Consider the following 24,535-nt stretch of genomic DNA (forward strand, 5'->3'; position numbering starts at 1 on the left):
TAGTGAAATTTATTCTATAAATGTGGTATAAAATTCAACTATATTTTTAAATGTAATTTCTTTTCAAAATTGTGAAAAAGCAATAGATTGGAGATAAGTAGTTTTGATTATTTTAATTCAAACTTTAAAAAAAAGATTTTTTTTATAAAAATACCATAAAACACCAGACCAAAAAAGGATATTAAGCAAAGCCCATATTAGAGAGGCAAGTTTTGGCTCATCAAAATAAGGCAGAATCCAAAATCTATTTAAATACTCCTGTAGACCTATTTGTTCTGGAATTTCGTTAAGATTCCCAGTAGTATACACTGGATTAGTGATTTTAATAGATGATAAGACCCGCGGCAATATTCCCGAAAGAAAGAAAACAATCATTGGGTTTACCCCCCAAACTAATATAGGTTTTGTCCAGTTTTTGTAGCCTTTGATATCTATCGCATAATAAAAAGCAGCTAAAAACAATGTGGCAAAACCAGCGGTGTAAAGCACAAAGGAACTTGTCCACAATGATTTATTTAACGGAAAAAATTCATTCCAAATTAAACCTGAAATAACCAAAGCTAGGCCGGCACCAAACATTTTTAAACCTTTTTCCTTTTTAGCCAAACTACTATTTAATAATTGACCGACTAACAAGCCTATAATGCCGCTTGCAATGGCAGGAATTGTGCTAAGAATACCTTCTGGGTCCCAGGTTTTGGAAAACGACCACAGATGATTTTTTAATAATAAATTGTCTATCCAACCAGCTAAATTTGTGCCTTTGTTTAAATTTGCAGGACCGAAATCGGGTACTGGGATTAATGTCATGGTGGCCCAATACCCAACTAATAATAGTCCAATAATAATTATTTGACCTTTAATTTCCGTTTTTAAATAAACTAATGAAGTGAAAAAATAGACAATACCAATTCGTTGTAAAACCCCAGGCAAACGGACTTCGTTGTATGCAGTTATACCACTAAAAGCAAGAAAAACAAAAACAAAAAATAAGGTCAAAACTAAGGAGAATTTTATTTTTTGTTTGAAATTCCCAAGCAATATATAGGCTACAATTCCCGTAATAATCAGTTTTGAGATGAGTAGGGGATAGCCCACTAAATTAAATATTTCTATTTTTCCATAAAATCCTAAAAACAGTCCAAGAGAAATAATTCGCAAGGATCGTGTTAGTATTTTTAAAAAGCTTTGTTGATTCAACTCTTTAGTAAGAATAGCAAGTGGGATTGCTGCGCCTAAAACGAAAATAAAAAAAGGGAATACTAAATCAGTTGGAGTACAACCATTCCAGTTGGCGTGTTCAAGAGGAGCAAAAACATTATCCCAACTACCTGGGTTATTGACCAAAACCATCATCATAATGGTAATTCCTCGCAATACATCCAGTGAAATTATACGTTGCTTTGTCATTGTTTTAATTTTGTTAAAAAGGAGAATTGATTTTTTATTGGATTATCATTTTTAATTAGGAAATGAAATTTTGTCCATCTAAACCTAAGGAATCATCGAATAGTTTTTTTTAATTTAAACAAGAACTTTACTTTATAATTGATTGCTGAATTATTTTTTGAATGTCTTCTCTGATCTTTTCTTTGGCTAGTGTGTTCCCTAATTCGCTAACCTCAGGATAGGTTCTATTCGATAAAAAGATATAAACAAGTCCATTTTCAGGATCAGCCCAAGCCATATCTCCTGTAAATCCAGTATGACCAAAACTCGAAGGAGAAGTGCATTGACATGTAGAACCGTCAGGACCAAGTCTTTTATCAAAACCTAAACCTCTTTCAACGCCTTCGGAACAAAAATGGCAAGTGTTAAAAGTGTCAAAGGTCGCCGCAGAAAAATAGCGTTGGTTACCATAAGATCCTTTTTGCAAATACAATTGCATCATTTTAGCCACATCCATTGCATTAGAAAAAATTCCGGCATGACCTGCGACACCGCCTTGCATGGCTGCCGCCATATCATGAACATAGCCTTGCACAACTTGATGTCTAAAATAATTATCAACTTCTGAAGGCGCGATAACGGTTATATCAAATTTCTGTAAAGGGTTATATAACGTATTATTCATTCCAAGGGAGTTGAAGAAATTTTCCTGACTTAGAACCTCTAATTTCTTGTTCGTTACTTGTTCTAGGTATTCCTTTAAGATAATGAATGTAAAATCACTGTATCGGTATTCTTTTTTTGCTGCCAAAGGAGTATCTGCAATGATCTTCATAATAGTATCTTGATAATCCGTTCTCAAAAATAAATTGTCAGCTACTTTTAGGGAAAATTCAGAACTAGCATTTTTTCGATAGTACTTTTCTAAAGGCTTATTATTACTGTCTAATGTTGCTTTATAAAACGGAATCCACGCTTTAAGTCCAGCATAATGGGATAATAAATCCTTAAAAATGATGTCCTTTTTATTGGTGTTACTAAAATAGGGTAGCATGGTTTCTAAGCGAGTGTCCAAGTCAACTTTCTTTTGATCATACAATTGCATTACGTTTGGTAAAGTGGATATCATTTTTGATATTGAGGCAACGTCATATAAATCGCTATTGGATACTTTAATCGCATTGTCATAAGTATGATGTCCATATGATTTTTGAAAAACAACTTGTCCTTTTCTTGCTACAAGAACTTGCATGCCAGGAGTCATTTTTCCATCAATTGCTTTTTGGGCAATCGCGTCAATTTTGGATAAAACTGTTGGGTCCATATCTTGGTTTTCTGGAGCAGTGAATCCTAGGCGATCTAATTTGGCAGTTGTGATTCCCGTATTGGCAGGAAAAATAGAATGGATTGATACGGGCAATTTTCCTCTGGCTTCAATGGCTCCAAAAATTAATTCAGCAGAAACGATTTGTGCAATATCTGAGTTTTGATAAGAAACAATTACACTTTCGATATTTTCAAATGTAGGGATTGATAATAGGGAGTATGGCTTTGTAAATAGGTCTAAGATTACGTTATTGTGCTTTGCAATTTCTTGTAACCATGTTAATTCTGTTGGAGAAAATTCATGGTTTTCCCATGCTTTGTCTTTTTTATGAAAGCCAATAATAACAGTGTTGAACTCTTTTAGTTTGATATTTAGTTGCTCGATATTAGCATCGGCGACTTCTGTTACATCAGTGTATTTTTTTAAAGTTGTCAAAAACGAACTGTTATCTGAATCACCTAATTTTACATATGCTATTTTTTGATTCAGGTTTTTAATGGGAAGGAGGTCCTGTTTGTTTTGCAGTACTGTCACTGCGTTTTCATACAGTCTATATTGAAGCGCATCTTTTTTAGAAGCATTCAAATCCGAATATAGATTTTTAGTATCTATTGGCGAATACTTGTTTAAACCTGCTTTAAATTTATAATGTAGTATTTTTTTTACAGAACGAGCAAGTCGCTTTTCTGTTATAGTATTTTCGTTGTATGCATTTTTTATTTTTTCAATGGCTAAAGGCACATTTTCAGGACAAAGTAAGATGTCATTTCCAGCTAAAAAAGCAGCTAAATCAACTTCGCCTGGCCCTTTAAAATTACTTGCTCCCTTCATTCCTAGTGCATCAGTGAAAATCAACCCTTTAAAGCCTAGTTTTCGTTGAAGGAGTTTTGTTACTACCTTATAAGACAGGGAGGTTGGATGGTTTTCTGTTGGCTCTAAACTAGGAATATTAAGATGACCAACCATCACAGAGGCAAGGCCTTCGTCAAAGAGTTGTTTGTAGGGATACAATTCAACTAGATTAATCCTTTTTTTAGAAAAATTAACGGTAGGTAAGGTTTTATGCGAGTCCGTTGAAGTATCGCCATGTCCTGGGAAGTGTTTTCCGGTACTAAATATTCCTTGACTTTGCTGTCCTTTCATTAATGCCGAAGCTTTGTTAGCAACATTTATTTTGCTTTCGCCAAAGGATCTATTTCCGATAATTGGGTTATTTGGGTTGGTATTGATATCAATTACTGGAGCAAAATTAAAGTGTATTCCCATTCGTTTATTTTCTTCCCCCATATTTTGACCTACTTTTTCAATTAAATCTACGTCTTGGATTGCTCCTAAGGTCATATTCCAAGGATACCGATAGGTAGAGTCAATACGCATACTTAATCCCCATTCGCCATCAATAGCTATGAATAAAGGGGTTTTAGAGCTCGCCTGATAGCGATTAGTTAAAACAGCCTGACGAACAGGACCTCCTTGAAAGAAAATTATTCCTCCTACTTTATAATCGGTTACTAATTTTTCTGTGGCTTTTTGATGTGCTTCATCCTTGTTAGAATAAGCAGCAATCATGAATAATTGGCCTATTTTTTCGTCAATAGTCATAGAACGATATAAACGATCAACCCATTCTTTTTCTGTTTCAGAATCAGTCAAAAATGGCTTTTGTATGTTTTTATTCTTGCGAATGTACTTTTTATTGTTTTCAGCAATCCCTACTTTTTCTGAAATATTTGTTTTTTTATAATTGGCACAATTGATCATTATAAATAATACTACAATAGTGCTTCCAATTTTTAATAACTGATTTTTCATCTTAATTTAATTTTCACTTGTTCTTGCTACTTAGGAGAAGTTGCCTTAATAATATTGTTTTTGAGTTGCTTTAGAACTTGTTAGATACAATCCAATGTAGGTTAGCATCCCGTTTATTATAATTAATTCGTTGTCAAAAACATAACCGTTGAATATGACTTTTGAATTTTCGTTGATTAAATAGGTGAAGAATGGCGCCAATAAACAGATTATTGGGACTAATTTATCCTTTACGATTTTAGATTTTTGAAAGAGTCCAAAAGCATATAAACCCAATAATGGACCATAAGTATAACTGGCTACTTTAAAGATCATACCTACTACGGAGCTATCATTGATGCTGTTAAATACTAGAATGACAATAAAGAGAATCGCTGAAAAAGCGAGGTGCACTATATGCCTGTTACGGATATTGTTTTTATTCGCCATATTCTCTTCTTTATCCATTCCTAAAAAATCTACACAAAAAGAGGTTGTTAAAGCAGTCAAAGCAGAATCCGTAGTTGCAAAAGTGGCAGCGATTAGACCTAATAAAAATACTATTGATGGGACAATGGACAAATGATTTAAAGCAATTTCCGGAAATAATAAATCAGTTCTTGGTTTGTTAGTTACAGCATCAATAGGAATTGCAATACCGTTTTTGTTTGCATAAATATATAACAACGCACCTACACTTAGGAAAAAGATATTTATGATCACAAAAATAGCGGTAAAACTCAACATGTTTTTCTGTGCCTCTTTGATGTTTTTGCAACTCAGATTTTTTTGCATTAAATCTTGATCTAATCCTACCATAGCAATCGTTACAAACATTCCACCTAATATTTGCTTTGCAAAGTGATATTTGCTTGTCATAAAATCATCGAAGAAAAACACTTTTGAATAGGAACTGTCCTTCACTGCTGTGAAAGCTTCACTGGCACTTAAATTAAGACTATCACATATAAAATAAATAGTTAGAAAAACGGAAGTAACAAGAAAGAAGGTTTGGAGTGTATCTGTTATTATAATTGTTTTGAGTCCGCCTCTATAGGTATAAGAATAAATTAATAGTAGCGAAATTAATACTGTTGCTGCAAATGGGATTTTATAAAAATCAAATACAAAACGCTGTAAAACGATAACAACTAAGTATAGTCTAAAGGCAGAACTAACGGTCCTACTTATTAAAAAAATACTTGCGGCAGTTTTATAGCTAAAGTTCCCCATTCTTTTTTCTATATAACTGTAAATGGAGGTCAAATTCATTCGGTAATATAGAGGCAATAGCAATTTGGTGATAATAATAAAACCTATTGCGTTTCCTAGGACAAATTGAAAGTATTTAAATTGTTCACCGCTCGGGGCGCCTACTTCTCCGGGGACAGAGATGAAAGTTACGCCTGACAGCGCGGTACCAATCATTCCAAAAGCAACTAAATACCACTTTGAATTTTTATTGGCTTTGAAAAAGGCTTCATTACCGCTGTCATTTCTACTGACATAATGTGAGATAAAAAACAGAACACCAAAATAGATAATAATAAGAATTAGGATTGCACTTGGGGTCATCAGGAAAGTCTTTTTGAAACGAGGTTACTTTATTTGAGGTTCAGGAATTAAAAGTCAAATCAAACACTGTCAGATTATAAAAAGGAATTAGCTTTATTATAATTTTGTAGACAGTGTTTAACATGACCAAACCAAACCAACTTAGTGCTTTTTGAAACTATTTTGAATTACACTAGTTTCTTATTCTGTTTTTATAGCCATGAGTACTGCTCGAACACTTTTATGTACTTCGAGTAGTTCTGCTGCTTTTTCTGTACTTATGTTTAACTCTTCTACAATCATCTTAATTCCTCTTTTTACGAGTTTTTTATTAGATAATTGCATATCAATCATTTTGTTCCCGCGAATTCGCCCCAACTTAATCATCACCGAAGTAGAAATCATATTCAAGGCTAGTTTTTGAGAGGTACCTGCTTTCATTCTAGTACTTCCTGTTAGGAATTCTGGTCCCATAATTAATTCAATTGGGAAATCAGCAATTTTAGATATTTTACTCTGACTGTTACAAGAAATACTTCCGGTAATAATTTTGTGTTCCTTCGCTTTTTGTAGTCCTCCTATAACATAAGGTGTGTTTCCAGAAGCAGCAATACCAATTACCACATCTAAATCAGAAATTGAAAATTCTGATAAATCCTTCCATGCCTGATCAATATCATCCTCTGCATTCTCTACTGCTTTTCGAATAGCGGTATCGCCACCAGCAATAATACCAATGATCCAATCATGTGGTACTCCAAAGGTAGGAGGGCATTCAGAAGCATCTAGAACACCTATTCGTCCAGAAGTTCCTGCTCCGATGTAAAATAAACGACCTCCTAGTTTCATCTTAGTTACAATAGCATCAACTAATTTTTCAATATTAGGAATCTGTTGCTCTACGAGCTGGGCTACTTTTTTATCTTCGGCATTGATGTTAATGAGTAATTCTTGAGTACTCATCTGATCTAAGTTCGCATATAGTGATTCTTGTTCTGTGTCGAGATTATTTTTTTTCATTTTTGTTATATTGTATTAAAATAGGGGGTCAGGATTTAAAAAGGGAATATATTATAAGTTGGCATTAATGGTATTTAACGATAGAGTAGGTATTGTTTTCTCATTTCTCTAAATTCAGTCAAATCATTTGCCCAGGTTTTTCTGATATTATTTTCTGAAACTCCATTTTCAATTTGTTGTTGGAGTTTTTTGGTGCCTGCAAGTTTTGTAAAAAAGGCATTAAAAAAAGTTGTTTTATCTGTTGTTTCTTGATAAGCGTTAAGCAACCATTTGATTTCTAGTTGTTTTATTTTTTTTATTTGGGATAGATCTTTTCCATAGCAGGTCTTGCCATTGTGTAAAGGATTCTTAGCACCAAAATTCGGTTTTGGGATAAAGCTAAATTTTCCTTTTTGCATATATGGAGAGCCATATATTTGAAATTGTTTCTCAGTTCCACGTCCCACACTCACATTAGTACCTTCAAATAAACATAAACTGGCATATAAGTTTATCGACTGATCGTTTGGTAAATTTGGAGATGGTTTAACGAGTAAACTATATGCCATATTTCTATTATAATTGCTGCATGGAATTACAGTTAGTTTGCATTGTGTTTTATTCTTTAACCATTTTTGTCCATTTATCATTTGGGCATATTCGCCTATAGTCATACCATGTAACATAGGAATTGGATGCATTCCAACAAAGCTTGAAAATTCAGTTTCGAGTAGCGGGCCATCGACGATATTTCCGTTAGGATTTGGTCGGTCTAATATGAGTAGCTGAATGTTATTCTCAGCGCAAGCTTCCATAACATAGTGCAAAGTAGAAATGTAAGTGTAAAAACGAACTCCTACATCTTGTAGATCAAAAATCATTATTTCAATTCCCTTTAACTGTTCTGCGTTTGGTTTTTTATTGTCGCCATAAAGCGAGACAATAGGAAGTCCTGTTTTCTTGTCTTTGGAGTCTACAACATGTTCTCCTGCATCGGCAGTGCCTCTAAAGCCATGTTCTGGTGCAAATATGGTTTGTATTGTTACATTTTTCTCCAATAAAAAATCCACTAAATGAATCTTATTACTTAAAATTCCAGTTTGGTTTGTAACAATAGCTGTCTTTTTGTTTTTAAGTATCGGAAGGTATTTCTCATAATTGTCAGCTCCTGTTTTAATCGAATTATTTGGATTGATCCATTTGGAATCTATTTTGTTTTTCAAAGGCACCGCAACTAAGGCTATGGGAGCAATAAAAAACAGAATAAAAACAACTTTTCTTAAAAATACATCCATGGCGATTAAAGTTTAGGTTGAAGTAATTAGAGACAATTAGAACTTGAAATTAAGGTAGAGTAAACCGCTCTAGCATAACTAGAGTGGTTTAATCCTACTTAAATTTAATTTGAATTATTTGTTAGTATAATATGTTAATACAGGAATATTAGCGGTCGCACTAGGCAAACCGTTTGATAATCCTCCTACATATCCTCTACTAAAATAGGTGTAGATTCTGCCTTTTCTTGGAGTAATAGTTGATTTAGCAACTACAGTTGTTGTCCCTATAGTTCTTAACTGCACTTCATAAGTCGCAGATTCAGAGTCAATAATAGGAGTAATAGGAATGAATACTTCGTTTCCTTGCAAATATTTCACACCTGAGTAAATAACAGCATTAGAATTCAGTTCCTTAATAGACAAATCATATCCAACTGCCGGTGAATTTGGAATCACGTTGATAAAACGAATGTACGCTTTAGTGGCATCCTGATTAACAACTGAAAGATCATCACTTACTGTATAAGCAGAATAATTAGGAGCTATACCAACAATAAAAGTGGTATAGTTCTTTTTAGCTTCAACTGCTATTGGGGCATTAAATAAGGTTGCTGCAGCAGCAGTTTGTGTTGCAGGAATTTCGACCTTTAGGTTTTTAGTACCAGAAGGTACAAGCGAATAATTTATAGCTGCCGGATAGCTATTTCCGTAACTAGTTCCTAATGGCAAGCCTGATGAAACAGTTACGCCAGTCGTTTTCACATCATCTAGATACCAGTTAACACTAAAGTTAGTTCCATTAGGGCCTACAGCAGTGTGTTGAAATTTTACTAAAGCAGCAGTTTCAGAAACACTTTCATTATAAGGTGAAAAATTAGTTTCATCACCGCAAGAAGAAAGTAAGCCAATTGAAAGTATAGCAATACCTACGTATTTAGTAATTGTTATTTTTATATTTTTCATTTGAAATTTATTTAAAATTAAAATAATTACGGTTTAGAAAACCACATTTCTTGAGTGTGATAATCGGCTTTATCAGCTCCAATAGCTTCTAGTGCAGCAAAGTTCCAAACGTACTCAGAGTTATACCTAGGACGTACTCTATAAGCTAGTTTTCCATTATTATCAGTTGATAGTGCAGGAATTGCAAGAGTCTCATAAACCAAAGGGTCATAATGGTATTTTCTCATATCTGTCCATGTTTCAACATATGCGTGTCCAAAAAGAGCAACATATTTTTGCATCATAATATGTTTCAAAGTAAGGCTAGCTGCTGTAGGTACAACATTTGGATTGCCTAAGAATGCAGTTTTTTGGGCAGCTGTTATTAAGGCAGCAGTTGTAGACACTACTGTATTTCTATTTACCATATCTATGCTTCCAGCAATTCCTTTTTTGTAAGCATCTAATGCTGTCGCTTTATCACCCTTTATAAAAGCGGCCTCAGCTTTGATAAATTGTAATTCAGCATAAGTCATGATAGGAAAATCGGCTGTGTTTCTAAACAAATATCTTCCAGGAGTAGTAGAATTACCTGATACAATAGTTCCCCATAAATTAGGAATACGAGTAGCAGCAACTGTTCCAGCAGATGTACTTAAAGGGTTTCCTCTGAAAATACCGTCTGCAGAAGGTGAAAGTACATTAGCCATACGTGGATCAACTGCTCCAGTAAAAACAGTACCATCCATTGCGCGAACTATAAAGTCTGTTTGACGAAAACTGGATAAGTTGTTGCGACTTGGTCCAAAAAAGTTAGTATCAGAATTGGCAATACCTGAAAACTTTACATAGCAATCGTCATTAATACTAGCTAATGATTTATTTACATATTCTATTACTAGGTCAGGGTTATAACTCGCTTTATTACTTAAGTTATTAGCGTTTCTAGCCAATATCCCGTATGCAAATTTTATCCATTTTGATTTATCACCATTGTAGATTAAATCTCCTTTAGCGGTATAGCTAGGTTGTGATTTCCCATCAGTACGCTCTAAATCAACAATTCCTTCTTTAGCCAATCGAGCTACTTCTTTATAGGCATCTTCTTGTGTACCATAATCAAATGTTAATCTAGAAGTAAATACCTGATCAAACTTGATAAGATCAGAGTGATAATCAGTAGACACCTGCCAAGTCCAAGCTCTAATTGCTTTTGATAATCCTACGATATCGTAACGCTCGTTTTTTTGTGCAACATCGATTGCCTGTGTAAGGTTTAAACCAATCGAGTAATAAGCCATTTTCCATATTTCTCCACCAGCATCACTATTAGCGCTGTAGCCGTATTGATCCCAAATATAATTTGCCGTACTATGAGAGAAGTTTTGGATATATTTCCCTATGTATCGAGCATCATATTGAACTCCCAAAGCCATAGAAGCCTGTATGTTAGGTAACAGATAAATAGGCTCTGTGATAGTAGGGAAGCTTGGATTAATATTTACATCTGCTATTTCATCACGATTACAAGCTGCAAGTAATAGGGTTGCTACTGATACAGCTATATATTTTGTTATGTTTTTCATTTTATAATTTATTAAAGTCCAAATTTAAATCCTAGATTAAAACCTCTTGGAGTAGAAAGTACTCCATAATCAAATCCTGTTCCTCCTGCACCTCCGGAGCTGGCATTCAAACCATTTACTGCAGGGTCAGCACCTGTATAATTTGTAATCATAAAGGCATCGGTTACGGTAAGATACATAGATATACTACTGAAAACTTTAGTTCTTTTTAAAATTTCTGCTGGCATTCTGTAACTTAAAGTAATATCACGCATTCTTAGCCAATTAATATCTTTTTCAATGAAATCTGAATCAACGTAATTAAGATTGTAAAATTCGTTTTGATAATAAGGAGATACTTGAATGTTATTTTTGGTAGGATTGGCTGTGTTTTCTAAACCATCTTGTAAAACACCATTAAGTACTAATGGCTGCTCACGATCTAAGGTTTTTGTACTCAATCCTTGGGTGTATAGATAAGCAGCAGTACCATTATAGATATCACCACCTTTACGTATATCTAATAAAAAGGAAAGTTTAAAATTCTTATAAGCAAAGCTATTTTGAAGTCCAATTACGAAGTCAGGATTTCTATCTCCAACTATAGGGAAAGTTTGGTCTCTCACAGCTTGACCGTTTGAAGGGTTAATTAAGATATCTCCGTTGTCATTTCGTACATTAGTATATCCTGTAAATGTTGTTAATGGTGAACCCACTTTTGTTCCACCCCTTACATTACCAAATAACCAAGTGTCTGAGGTATAATACTCCGTTAAAGTAGGAGGTAAACTAAGTAATTCACTATCTGTTTTTGTAAAATTCGCTAATACATCCCAGGTGAAGTTATTTGCTATTACAGGTGTAGCCGTCAAAGTAATTTCCAGTCCTCTGTTCTTTAAAGAACCAAAATTATATGCAGTTAATACAAATCCAGTACCATAACTCAATCGCATGTTATTGATGATTGAATTATCAGTTTTTCTTTGATATACTGCTACGTCTAAACCAATTCTATCTTTGAAGAAACGCATTTCAGTTCCTAGCTCAGTAGAGGTATTCATTTCAGCCTGAAGATTTGGATTTGCTCCCGTTACTGAATATCCAAAACCACCACCTGTTGTAGATTTAGTTTCATAAGTTGGTGATATAGAGTAAGGTCTAGCATCATTTGCTACTCTTGCATAAGAAGCTCTTAATTTTCCATATGAAATAACATCTCCATTGTTTAGTCCATCTAACTCAGTAAAGACAAAACTTAATGAAGAAGAAGGATAAAAGAAAGAGTTGTTAGCTCTAGGTAAAGTTGAAGAAACGTCATTTCTTCCTGTTAATGTTAAAAATAGAGTTTTGTCATAATCTAAAGTGAATTCGCCAAAAATACCATCTACACGTCTTTTAATAATTCTTTCTTGTGACCTTTGTGTAACGGGATCAGTGTTATTAATTGTCATTACATCAGTTTCGTAAAATTTCTCTCCTTTAGTAGATAATATTTTATAATTATTTTCTAATCGCGCAACTCCAATACGAAGCAATCCATTAAATTTTCCAATAGATCTTTTGGCAGTTCCAAAAGCCAAATAGTTGTAATTATTTGATTGGTCAGTGTACTGTTCAAAATAACCACCAGTAGAAATTCCAGTACCACTACCAATTCCTATTGCGCTTCTGGAAGACTCAGGATGAACTGATTTGAATCCTTGTGTTGCATTCGCATCAATACCAAAACGGCCAGTAAAACTCAACCATGATAACGGATCGTAAGTCAAAGAAACGTTAGTTAAAATACGATTATTTTTGTCATTTCCTTTGTTTTTGTTTACTTCAAATAAAGGATTGTCTACTTCAGTATCATTAGTTCCATCCGTTATTTTACGACGGGTTCCATCTGGATTTAAATAATTAGTTACATCTTCATTAGCAGGGAAGCTTAAGAGGTTTAATAAAAATCCACCAGAACCTTTAGATGTTTTATCTGTCTCTGACTTGATGTAAGAGAATGAGGCTTCTGATTTTAATTTACTTGATAATTTTGCAGTTCCGCTTAAGGAAAGGTTTAGTCTATTATAAGCTGAATTAGGTACAACTCCTGTTTGATCAATATTAGACATGGATAAACGGTATGTCATTAAATCATTACCAGCATCAAATGTTAGGGAATTAGTCTTTTTTACACCAGTTTCAAAAAAGTTATTGATGTTATCATATAATACGGCGTCTGCTGCATATTTTTCACCAAAGTGTCTGCGGTAATTAGCATCGCTTATCCCATTATAACCTCTTTGATATACTTGTTGCGTTTCAGGGAAGCGATACACATTATCTAAACGAATATCTGTTGAGTAGGTAAGTGTTCCTTTACCGTTTTTTCCTTTTTTAGTTGTAATTACTATAGCTCCATTTCCAGCTTCAATCCCATACAATGCAGCTGCTTCAGGCCCTTTTAAAACAGTAACTGATTCAATGTCATCTGGATTTATATCAGCACCACGGTTAGTGTAATCCGTATCTCTATTTGGTCCGTTTGAAATTAATAACCCTTGGTCTAAAGTGGAGTTACTAATTGGCAAACCATCTACAATAAATAATGGGGAATTATTCCCACTCATTGAGTTTACCCCTCTAAGTTGAATAGCTGCTGAAGCTCCGGGGGAACCTGACGTACTTGTCACTGTTAAACCAGCAATCCTACCTTGTAAAGCATTAACAAAGTTTTCTCTTTGTGTATCTGCTATATCTGTTCCTTTTACACCTTGTGTAGCGTAACCCAATGATGCTTTTGGGCGGTTAATACCAAAAGCTCCTGTAACAGTAACTTCTTTTAAACTCTCTGCGCCTTCACTTAAAGTAAGATTGATAGAAGGCGAAGTTGCTTTAATTTCTTTGGTTTCAAAACCAATGTAACTAAAAACAAGTAGATCTGTTGGTTCTGCACCGATGGAGTATTTACCATCAAAATCCGTAATACTACTTTTTGTAGTTCCTTTAATAAGAACTGTAACTCCGGGAATAGGAATGCCATCCGCTTTGTTTTTTACAGTTCCAGTAATTGTTTTTGTTTGTGCAAAAGCACTTTGGACCAACAAAAACAATAATGAAATCAGGAATAATTTTTTCATAATTATTTGGTTTATTTTAAGGTTAGTACACAAATATATTTATTTACTGCAAATAATTGCAATGTTTTACGAATTATTTTTCATTTTTTGTTAAAAAACGCAACATAACGCAATTTTTGATACTGAGTTGGAATGTAGTATTGACTATATTGCTTCTTTTTGAATCATTAATTTTAATACATTTGTAACCTATCAATTTATTTATTCAATATGTTAAAAGCAGAAAGGCGCAATTTTATAATGACCAAGCTGGTTAAAGAACAACGTGTTAACACTATTGAATTAGCTGAGGTTTTAGGTCTTTCCGAAGATACTATACGCAGAGATTTGAATAAGTTACATGTAAAAGGACTTCTGGAGAAAGTATATGGAGGCGCGATACCAGTTAGTAATAAGGAAGAAAACGTTTTTGATATCGTTATTTCGAATGAAAAAAAGAAAAGAGAAATTGGTCTTAAAGCTCTTTCGTTGCTCCATGATGGTCAAGTGATTATTATGAGTGGAGGAACGACAAATTTGGTTTTCTCTAAGCTTATTCCACCTTTATTAAAAGCAACAATATATACTTATAGTTTGCCCATTGCAATGCAATTATCTCAATATCAAAATATTGATTTGATATTTATTGGAGGTAAAATGCAGAAGAATGCTATGGTTACTATTGGAATGGATGTATTGCAGGTCTTATCAAAAATTAAGGCTGATATCTGTTTTATGGGTGCTAGTAGTATTAATATTAAGCAAGGTTTAACAGAAGTGGGTTATGAAGTTTCTATCGTTAAAAAAGCAATGTTAGAAGCATCTGATAAGGTGGTTTCTATGTTTACTGCTGATAAATTAAATAGTAAAACACCTCATGTAGTTTGCGGTATTGATCGTTTAAATACTATCATAACTGATTTAAATCCAGATGATGAGCTTTTAAAAGAGTATCACTCGGCTGGAGTTATTGTACTATAATTGCATTATGTTGCATTATCTTATTATATTTATGTTAAATAACGCATTTAACTGCGATTTTGTTTTGTAATTTTTTACATTTGTTATATTAACTATCTTAAAATACGCAATAAATATGACTGCAACTCGCAACTTAAACTACGTAGCACCCGGAAAGTACGAAACAACACGATTTGAAAAAATTCACAGCGAAATTTTTAAGAATTCAATAGAAGCTTCAAAAATAGTTGCTCAGGAAATAAAAACGCTCATACAATCTAAACAAGCCGAAAACAAAAAATGTATTTTAGGTTTGGCGACGGGTTCGTCGCCTATTAGAGTGTACGATGAATTGGTCCGTTTGCATAAAGATGAAGGGTTAAGTTTTAACAATGTGGTTACTTTTAATTTGGATGAATACTATCCAATGACTAAAGAAAATAATCAGAGCTATCATTACTTCATGCATCAGCATCTCTTTAATCATATTGATATAAAACCAGAAAACATTAATATTCCTGATGGCACCGTAGCAATTGAAGACTTAAATCAATATTGTGTTGATTATGAATTGAAAATAAAAAATGCTGGCGGTCTAGATTTTCAGTTATTAGGGATTGGGCGCACAGGACATGTTGGTTTTAATGAACCAGGTTCTCACGTTAATTCAGGAACTCGTTTAATCACATTAGACCATATTACAAAAGTAGATGCGTCATCTGACTTTAACGGAATTAGCAATGTTCCTAAAAGAGCTATCACAATGGGAGTTTCTACTATTTTGAGATCCAAGCGAATTGTTTTATTGGCTTGGGGCCAAAACAAAGCGGATATTATCAAAAGAACAATCCAAGGTGATATCAGTGCCGAAATCCCAGCTACTTTTTTGCAAAATCACGACAACACCACCTTTGTTTTAGATCAATCAGCTGCTTCTGAGTTAACCCGACTTAAGACTCCTTGGCTAGTTGAGGAATGCGTATGGACAGAAGAATTAAAAAGTAAAGCAATCGTATGGCTCTGTAAAAAAACAAAGCAGTCTATATTAAAACTTACTGATAGAGATTATAACAATAATGGAATGTCAGATTTGTTAGCTCAGGAAGGTTCTGCCTATGACATGAATATTAATATGTTCAATAAGTTACAACATACCATTACAGGATGGCCCGGTGGAAAACCAAATACAGATGATAGTAACAGACCGGAGAGAGCTGAGCCTGCAAAAAAGAATGTGATTCTATTTAGTCCGCACCCTGATGATGATGTAATTTCAATGGGAGGAACATTTTCTAAATTGATTAAACAAGGACATAATGTTCATGTGGTATATCAAACTTCGGGAAATATAGCTGTTACTGATGATGAGGCTTTAAAGTTTGCTGAGGTTTGTAATGACTTTATTGGCGAAGACACATCTAAAATAGATTTTAAAGAGATAATCCATTTTTTAAATAATAAAAAAGAAAACCAAATAGACTCTGTCGAAGTTCGGAAATTGAAAGGATTGATAAGAAGACGAGAATCGTATGGAGCAACACGATACATTGGGTTAAAAGATGAGAATATTCATTTTTTAGATCTTCCTTTTTATGAAACGGGGCAAATTAAGAAAAACCCATTAGGGCCTGAAGATATAACTATTGTAATGGATATTATCGAAAAAATAAAACCACACCAAGTATTTGCTGCCGGAGATTTAGCTGATCCTCATGGAACGCATGAGGTTTGTTTGAATGCTGTTTTTGCGGCTATGGCAGTTTTGAAAACAAAGCTGTTTTTAGCTGATTGCTGGTTATGGTTATATAGAGGAGCTTGGCATGAATGGGATATTGACGAAATTGATATGGCAGTTCCCTTAAGTCCTGATGAAGTACTACTAAAAAGAAATGCTATTTTGTACCACCAATCTCAAAAAGATAGGGTAATGTTTCAAGGAAGTGATTCTCGAGAGTTTTGGGTTAGAGCCGAAGACCGAAATAAGAATACAGCTAAAATCTACGACGATTTAGGACTTGCAGAATACGAAGCAATTGAAGCTTTCAAACGTTTTGATTATTAAAAACTAATTAAAGATAGGAATGAAATCACTAAAATGCAAAAGCCTCTTTTTAATTGCATTTTAGTGAGTACGTTCCATTATTTATAAGGCACTATCTTTTATATTTGTGAAAACAAAAGCAATACACTTTATTCAATGCCAACTTCACTTCAACTAAAGCAATTAGCTACATCATTAGAAGGAACACTCTTATATGATGAACTGCATAAAATTTTATATTCTACAGATGCTTCGGCCTATAAATTAAGACCTGTAGCAGCTGCATTACCCAAAACTGAAAAAGACATTGTTAAGTTAATTCATTTTGCCAAAGCCAATGGTATTTCGTTAACGCCCAGAACGGCGGGTACTTCCTTAGCAGGGCAAACTGTGGGTAGCGGAATTATCGTTGATGTTTCTAAATACTTTACTAAGATTGTCTCTTTTGATAAGGAGAAGAAAACAATAACAGTACAGCCTGGAGTAATCCGCGATGAGCTGAATTTGTATTTGAAACCCTACGGATTATTTTTTGGCCCGAATACTTCTACTTCGAGTCGTTGCATGATAGGAGGGATGGTAGGAAATAATTCATCTGGAACGACCTCCATCCGATACGGGGTTACCAGAGATAAAATTATAGAGATAAAGGCTATTTTAAGTGATGGTTCGCAAGTGGTTTTTGGCGAATTGACTTCTGCTGAATTTATGGAGAAGACAAAAGGAGATTCTTTAGAAAGTGCTATTTATAGAAAACTATACGAAGAGTTATCTGTGGTTGCAACACAAGATGAAATTAAAAACGAATTTCCAAAACCTGAAATACATCGTCGAAACACAGGTTATGCTGTAGATATTTTATTGAAATCAGATTTGTTCTCAGGAAATGAACCCACAATCAACGTAGGGAAATTACTTTGTGGAAGTGAAGGTACTTTAGCTTTTACCACTGAAGTTACTTTGAAGGTAGATGTTTTGCCTCCAACAAATAATGTGATGGTTGTAGCTCATTTTCATACTATTCAAGAAAGTTTAGAAGCGGTAGTTACCGCAATGAAACATCATTTGTACACCTGCGAAATGATGGATGATACCATTTTGAATTGTACGAAAACCAATAGAGAACAAGCTAAAAACCGATTTTTTATTGAAGGTGATCCCAAAGCAGTGATCATGATGGAAGTGGGGTCTTACCTGAGTATGGAAGATGCTGAAGAGCAGGCCAGTGCTTTGATAGCTGATTTGGAGTTGCATAATTTTGGATATGCATTGCCTAAAATTTATGGTACGGATATCGATAAAATAAATGAACTGCGTAAAGCAGGTTTGGGGCTTTTAGGAAGTATCGTAGGCGATGACAAAGCAGCGGATTCTATTGAGGATACAGCGGTTGAACTGAGCGATTTACCTAATTATATTGCCGACTTTTCAGCAATGATGAAACGTCATGGGCAAGAAGCAATTTATTATGCTCATGCTGGTGCTGGTGAAATTCATTTGCGCCCAGTGCTGAATTTAAAAACGAAGGAAGGTGTTTATCAATTTAGAAATATTGCTACCGAGGTGGCTGTTTTAGTAAAAAAATATAGAGGTTCGTTAAGCGGGGAACATGGTGACGGAATAGTGCGAGGAGAGTTTCTTCCATTTATGATTGGAGATAAAAATTATGAATTGCTAAAACGTATTAAATTGGCTTTCGATCCGTATTCAGTTTTGAATATAGGAAAAATTGTCAATGCCTTAAAAATGGATGAAAATTTACGTTTTGAACCAGGAAGAGAAGAACCAGAGATTCAAACGATTCAGGATTTCTCTGATAGTATGGGAATATTGAGGCTGGCTGAAAAATGCAATGGCTCTGGTGATTGTAGAAAACCAGCATCGGCAGGAGGTACTTTATGTCCGAGTTATCGTGCGACGAAAAACGAAAAAGATACTACTCGTGCTCGTGCTAACGCATTACGAGAATATTTAACGAATTCTGAAAAAGACAATAAATTCAATCATAAAGAATTATACGAAGTATTTGAACTTTGTGTGAGCTGTAAAGCTTGTGCTAGTGAATGCCCCAGCAATGTGGATGTAGCAGCCCTAAAAGCAGAGTTTTTGTACCAATACCAAAAAACAAACGGGTACTCGATTCGAAATAAGATTTTTGCCAATAATGCCAAACTGAATAAGCTAGGGAGTATTTTTCCGTCCTTGACTAATTTTATAGTCAATCAGCCTTTGGTCAAAAAAGGAATGGGCGTAGCACCTAAAAGAGAAGTGCCTTTACTGGCTCCGAAATCTTTTAGAAAATGGTTAGAAAACACTAATTCAAAAAAATCAACTGCTTTATTTCCTAACGGAAAGCTTTATTTGTTTTGTGATGAATTTACTGATTATTATGATGTTCAGGTAGGAATTGATGCTTTTGATTTATTGACAAAATTGGGTTACGAAGTTTTAGTAGTTGATCACGAAGAAAGTGGTAGAGCTTATATTTCTAAAGGTTTTCTAGAGGAAGCTAAAGTAATCGCTAATAAAAACGTTTCTATTTTTGCATCAATCGTATCTACTGATATTCCATTAATCGGAATCGAACCATCGGCCATACTTACTTTTAGAGATGAATACCTACGATTAGCAGATGATAAGACAGCAGCGGAAAAATTATCTAAAAACTGTATGACGATTGAAGAATTTTTTAAAAGAGAAATTGAAAGCTTAAAAATAAATTCAGATCAGTTTTCGAATGAAGGAAAACAAATAAAAATTCATGGTCATTGCCATCAAAAATCATTGAGCACTATCCAAGCGACTTTTGCAATGCTCAATCTTCCAAAAAACAATAAAGTGACTATTTATAATTCAGGTTGTTGCGGAATGGCGGGTTCTTTTGGTTATGAAGCGGAACATTATGATATCAGCATGCAAATGGGGGAGGATACTTTATTCCCCAAAATTAGAGCTACTGAGCCTAATGTCTCCATTGCTGCTGCAGGAACTAGTTGTCGCCACCAAATTTTTGACGGCACCAATAGAAAAGCACAACATCCGGTAACTATTTTGAGAAATTGTCTGAAATAAGAGGATTTTGAGGGCTGTTTGTAACTGTAAATAGAGAATTAATTAGGAGGTATTTTGACGTCCTCGCTTTAATTGTGATTTATTAGTTTTGCATGCCTTTTTAAATTTCAATATTTACTTTTTAAAAGACTTAAAAATGCTAATTTGACTTTTATTTATAAAATAATAAAAATTTAGTACCGAATATCTAAAAATTGAAATTGTTTTATACATTTGGTTTTTAAATAAAGCTTGCGTTATTTCTAAGATAATGGCATATTATTTACAGTATATTAATTTTTAATACGAAATTATAAAGTATGGCATTTTCAAGTTTATTTAGAAAAAAAACGGTGCAAGATATCCTAGCACAGGTTGAAAAGAATAATGCCGACGGGCACAACTCATTAGGAAAACATCTTAAAGCAAGAGATTTGGCTGCTTTTGGTATTGCCGCCATAATTGGTGCTGGTATTTTTAGTACCATTGGAAAAGCCAGTTTTGACGGCGGTCCGGCAGTAATATTCCTTTTCTTGTTTACTGCCATTGCCTGTAGTTTTGCCGCTTTTGCTTATGCTGAATTTGCATCTATGGTTCCCGTATCTGGGAGTGCATATACTTATTCTTATGTCGCGTTCGGGGAATTGATAGCTTGGATTATTGGTTGGGCATTGATAATGGAATATGCCATAGGGAATATTACGGTTGCCATATCCTGGAGCGATTACTTTACTAGTCTGATGGATAATATCATTGTTAGTCTAAATCATACCTATCATTGGCATTTGGAAGTATTGGCTGATTGGGTTCAAATGGATTATTTAACTGCTTCAAACGGCTTTAAAGATGCCACAGCATTGATGCAGGGAGGAAAGTCCTTTGAGAATTTAAATGTCGGTTTACAGTCAGCGTATACTGCTTGGACAACCGCCCCTACAATTGGTTCGTTTCATTTTGTTGCTGATTTACCGGCTTTGTTTATCATTGTTTTGATTACCGCCTTGGTATATCGTGGTATGAAAGAATCCCGTAATGCTAGTAATATAATGGTATTAGTGAAACTATGTATTATTCTTTTAGTTATCGCAGTAGGTGTTTTCTATATAGATATTGATAATTGGACACCTTTCGCACCTAACGGAGTAAGCGGAGTATTAAAAGGAGTCTCTGCAGTGTTCTTTGCTTATATTGGTTTTGATGCCATTTCTACGACAGCAGAAGAATGCGAAAACCCGCAAAGGGATTTGCCAAGGGGTATGATGTGGGCCATTATTATTTGTACCGTTTTGTACATCATAATAGCGTTGGTTCTTACCGGAATGGTTAATTATTCAGATTTGAATGTTGGTGATCCATTACTTTATGTATTTGAAAAATTAGATTTGAAAATTATGTCAGCTATTATTGGAGTAAGTGCCGTGATAGCTATGGCAAGTGTATTGTTAGTTTTCCAAATGGGACAGCCACGCATTTGGATGAGTATGAGTCGTGACGGTTTGTTACCTAAGAAATTCTCTAGAGTACATCCAAAATACAAAACACCATCCTATGCAACTGTAGTTACCGGTTTTGTGGTAGCTATTCCTGCATTGTTTTTAAACCTAACCATGGTGACTGATTTGTGTAGTATAGGTACTTTATTTGCCTTTGTGTTGGTTTGCGCCGGAGTATTGGTATTACAAAACAAGAAAGATATTCCAAGAGGTAAATTCAAAACCCCTTATGTAAACTCAAAATATGTTGTTCCGTTTATGTTGGCAGCAGGTTTGTTTTATGCTTATAACTATAACAATAAAGCATCAATGGAATTTATCACTAATGCCACTCAGATAAATAATGGGACCGATATTATTACCTCGTTAAATAAAGAAGATTCAAAGAAAGTTTTTGATTATTTAGTAAGTATCGATGTGGAAAAAAATACTAAAGAGACTCCGGATTTGGAGAATTTATTGAGCCAATACCAAAAGGATGATGCTAAATATTCGCAAGTTGTGGCCGGTTTACCAATAAGTAATGAGTTGAAATACGAAAGCGGTTTTAGTTTGTTCAAACACAAAATACCGATGTGGATCTTTCTAATCTCATTGATTGCTTTGACTATTTGGTCTTTCAAAGAAAATTTATCTTTAATTCCATTATTAGGATTAGTGAGCTGTTTGTATATGATGGCGGAACTCAGTGTATGGAACTGGATTTATTTTACGGCCTGGTTACTTATAGGTTTAGTAATTTACTTTGGCTTCAGCCGTAAAAACAGTAAGTTGAATATGGCACAAGTCTAAACAATAGGCTTTATCCAAATTATAAAAACGCCTTGTTGATTACAAGGTGTTTTTTGTTTTTTATCTATTTAAAAAAAAAAATAGGGCGATAGTCTAAGTTGTCATTTTTAGAACAGGACTAATTAATACTATCCAAGGGTGGGCTCATCAGAATTAATAATGATTTACAAAAAAGAAATAATCAATGTCAGTATATAAAAAAATTGCAGATATAGGATCTAAGTTTGTTGGGAAAAGCAAACTCTTTAAACATGGTTTTAACTATTCTCCCATGTATCGAAGGAGCACAGCCAAGATAATCGATATATCAGAGGATTTATTAAATGTAACAGTTAAACTTCCTATCAGTTATAAAAACAAGAATTATGTAAATTCAATTTTTGGAGGTAGTATGTTTTCAGCGGTTGATCCTATACCGATGGTTCAATTAATGAATCTTTTAGGCGATGACTTTGTGGTTTGGGACAAATCAGCAGAAATCTATTTTAAGAAACCTGCTAAAGAAAATTTGTATGCTGAATTCAATTACACAGCTATAGAGGTAGAGGAAATCAAAAGCAGAGTGGAAACTGAAAACGAAATTGAAATCACTAAAATTACCACACTCACAAATGAAGACCGTACCGTGATTTATTGCGAAGTTAGGAAAACAATATATGTTGCCGTTAAATCTTTTTACGTTGAAAAAAAGAAATTAAAAAATAGGCAATAGTAGTAGTTAGCAAAATTAAAAATCCGTTCAAGATTACTCTCAAACGGATTTTAACCACATTAAAAACTAAAAAAAAATTATAGAATAGAAAGCTCTTGCATGCAGGCTTTCATCATTTCATACGTTCTCTTTATGTCATTGTCTAGTCCTATCGAGAAACGAATTAAACCGTCTGTCAAGCCCATTTCTACTTGTTCCTCCAGTGGAATTTCACTTGAGGTTGAAGACCCCGGAGCGCTAAACAATGTTTTAAAAAACCCTAGACTTACTGCTAAGTATCCTAAATTACGAGACTGCATTAGTTCCATCAATTCATTGGCTTTCGCCAAAGAACCCACATCAACTGTCATCATTCCGCCAAAACCATACTCTGGATTAATCATCGAAGCGTATAATTTGTGACTTGGGTGACTTGCTAATCCTGGATAAACAGTCTTTAGACCATCTTTCTCAAAACGTTCTGCAAGGTAAGCTGCATTAAGGCTGTGTTGTTTTATTCTAAGATGTAGTGTACGAAGGTTTTTCATCACACTGGCTGAACGCATACTATCCATTGTAGGTCCTAGCAACATACTAGCGCCACTGTTAACGTCTTTCAGTTGATTGATGAACTCTTGTGAAGCGCAAGTAACTCCACCAACTGTATCGCTGCTTCCGTTAATATATTTGGTTAAAGAATGAATCACAATATCAGCGCCAAATTTTACAGGAGAAACAGATAATGGAGAAAAGGTATTGTCAACTACCAAAGTCAAATTGTGTTTTTTTGCAATTTTTGACAAACCAGCAATATCAGCTACTTCTAGTAAAGGGTTACTCACCGTTTCACAATAGAGAACTTTAGTTTCTGGCGTAATAGCTGCTTCAACAACTTCCAACTTAGTGATATCTACAAACGCGGTTTTTATGCCAAATCGTGGAGTGAAATTTTTTAAGAACGCATAAGTCCCACCGTATATAGTTCTACTAGAGACAATATGATCACCTGCCCCGCACAATTGCAATAAAGTAGGTGTAATGGCTCCCATTCCAGATGCGGAGACGTTTGCCGTTTCTGTTCCTTCCATTGCTGCCATTGCTTTGTCTAAATACAAATTACTTGGCGAAGAATGACGAGAGTATAAGTAACAACCTTCCATGTTTCCTTCAAAAGTATCAAACATGGTTTTTGCTGATAAGAAAGTATAGGTAGAAGAGTCGGATATTGATGGGTTTACACCACCAAACTCACCAAAGTATTGTAAATCTTGAATGTTGTCTGCAGGATTAAATTTCATTTTAATATTGGTTTTTGGTTTATTGTTAGCTAATAATTATTTTACTTATAGGATCTATTTATGCATAATTGGCTTTAAGTCAATTAAAACTAATTCAATCACTAAAAAGCTTAAATACAATCGGGCATCAATTGAGACCTATTGGTTTATAAAGTAAAGTTCGATTATATAGTTTTTATTATCAATATTACGGTCAAAAAATAGATTTTAAATCTTAAAAATTGGGTTGTTGTAGATTTTTTATCTATTTTTATTTAAACTTTATGG

Annotated in this window: 14 protein-coding genes; 5 read left to right on the top strand and 9 right to left on the bottom strand. The window is 34.2% G+C overall.

From position 1 onward, the window contains the following. Positions 1-117: 117 nt before the first annotated feature. The 8 genes from HJ01_RS11685 to HJ01_RS11720 all read right to left on the bottom strand — a co-directional run bounded on the left by HJ01_RS11685 (position 118) and on the right by HJ01_RS11720 (position 13,963). Complete coding sequence (locus HJ01_RS11685; RefSeq protein ID WP_007138632.1) at positions 118-1,410, bottom strand: acyltransferase family protein; 1,293 nt, start codon at positions 1,408-1,410, stop codon at positions 118-120. A gap of 127 nt (positions 1,411-1,537) precedes the next feature. Continuing rightward, the gene (locus tag HJ01_RS11690; RefSeq protein WP_007138633.1) at positions 1,538-4,528 is read right to left on the bottom strand and encodes a glycoside hydrolase family 3 N-terminal domain-containing protein; all 2,991 of its coding nucleotides are present in this window, start codon (positions 4,526-4,528) and stop codon (positions 1,538-1,540) included. A 45-nt stretch (positions 4,529-4,573) separates the two neighbouring features. Then, a complete protein-coding gene (locus tag HJ01_RS11695; RefSeq protein WP_007138634.1) occupies positions 4,574-6,082 on the bottom strand; it encodes a sodium:solute symporter in 1,509 nt (502 codons plus the stop codon). Between the two features lie 180 nt (positions 6,083-6,262). Continuing rightward, positions 6,263-7,081, bottom strand: a complete 819-nt coding sequence (murQ, locus tag HJ01_RS11700; protein WP_040473880.1) for an N-acetylmuramic acid 6-phosphate etherase — start codon at positions 7,079-7,081, stop codon at positions 6,263-6,265. A gap of 74 nt (positions 7,082-7,155) precedes the next feature. Next, positions 7,156-8,355 carry an exo-beta-N-acetylmuramidase NamZ domain-containing protein gene (locus HJ01_RS11705; protein ID WP_007138636.1) on the bottom strand — a complete coding sequence of 400 codons (1,200 nt, stop codon included), beginning with the start codon at positions 8,353-8,355 and terminating at the stop codon, positions 7,156-7,158. Between the two features lie 114 nt (positions 8,356-8,469). Next, on the bottom strand, positions 8,470-9,300 hold the full coding sequence (locus HJ01_RS11710) for a DUF4397 domain-containing protein (RefSeq protein ID WP_007138637.1): 831 nt from the start codon (positions 9,298-9,300) through the stop codon (positions 8,470-8,472). A gap of 26 nt (positions 9,301-9,326) precedes the next feature. Next, the gene (locus tag HJ01_RS11715; protein WP_007138638.1) at positions 9,327-10,865 is read right to left on the bottom strand and encodes a SusD/RagB family nutrient-binding outer membrane lipoprotein; all 1,539 of its coding nucleotides are present in this window, start codon (positions 10,863-10,865) and stop codon (positions 9,327-9,329) included. 11 nt (positions 10,866-10,876) lie between these two features. Next, positions 10,877-13,963, bottom strand: coding sequence for a SusC/RagA family TonB-linked outer membrane protein (locus HJ01_RS11720; RefSeq protein WP_007138639.1), 3,087 nt, complete (start codon positions 13,961-13,963; stop codon positions 10,877-10,879). A gap of 210 nt (positions 13,964-14,173) precedes the next feature. Here HJ01_RS11720 and HJ01_RS11725 point away from each other — a divergent pair, with 210 nt between their 5' ends. From HJ01_RS11725 to HJ01_RS11745, 5 genes are all read left to right on the top strand, one after another. Next, entirely contained in the window at positions 14,174-14,923 is a 750-nt protein-coding gene (locus tag HJ01_RS11725) for a DeoR/GlpR family DNA-binding transcription regulator (RefSeq protein WP_007138640.1), read from the top strand. A 115-nt stretch (positions 14,924-15,038) separates the two neighbouring features. After that, complete coding sequence (gene nagB / locus HJ01_RS11730) at positions 15,039-16,964, top strand: glucosamine-6-phosphate deaminase (RefSeq protein ID WP_007138641.1); 1,926 nt, start codon at positions 15,039-15,041, stop codon at positions 16,962-16,964. 135 nt (positions 16,965-17,099) lie between these two features. Beyond that, the gene (locus tag HJ01_RS11735; protein ID WP_007138642.1) at positions 17,100-20,015 is read left to right on the top strand and encodes an FAD-binding and (Fe-S)-binding domain-containing protein; all 2,916 of its coding nucleotides are present in this window, start codon (positions 17,100-17,102) and stop codon (positions 20,013-20,015) included. Between the two features lie 299 nt (positions 20,016-20,314). After that, positions 20,315-22,279 (top strand): amino acid permease, encoded by a 1,965-nt coding sequence (locus HJ01_RS11740; protein WP_007138643.1) that lies wholly within the window; start codon positions 20,315-20,317, stop codon positions 22,277-22,279. Positions 22,280-22,463: 184 nt separating this feature from the next. After that, complete coding sequence (locus HJ01_RS11745) at positions 22,464-22,991, top strand: PaaI family thioesterase (RefSeq protein ID WP_007138644.1); 528 nt, start codon at positions 22,464-22,466, stop codon at positions 22,989-22,991. A gap of 77 nt (positions 22,992-23,068) precedes the next feature. On the opposite strand, the gene HJ01_RS11750 is transcribed toward HJ01_RS11745, so the two are convergent. Beyond that, positions 23,069-24,268 carry an aminotransferase class I/II-fold pyridoxal phosphate-dependent enzyme gene (locus HJ01_RS11750; RefSeq protein WP_007138646.1) on the bottom strand — a complete coding sequence of 400 codons (1,200 nt, stop codon included), beginning with the start codon at positions 24,266-24,268 and terminating at the stop codon, positions 23,069-23,071. Positions 24,269-24,535: the final 267 nt, after the last annotated feature.

This window comes from Flavobacterium frigoris PS1 (assembly GCF_000252125.1).
In the GTDB taxonomy this organism is placed as follows: domain Bacteria; phylum Bacteroidota; class Bacteroidia; order Flavobacteriales; family Flavobacteriaceae; genus Flavobacterium; species Flavobacterium frigoris_A.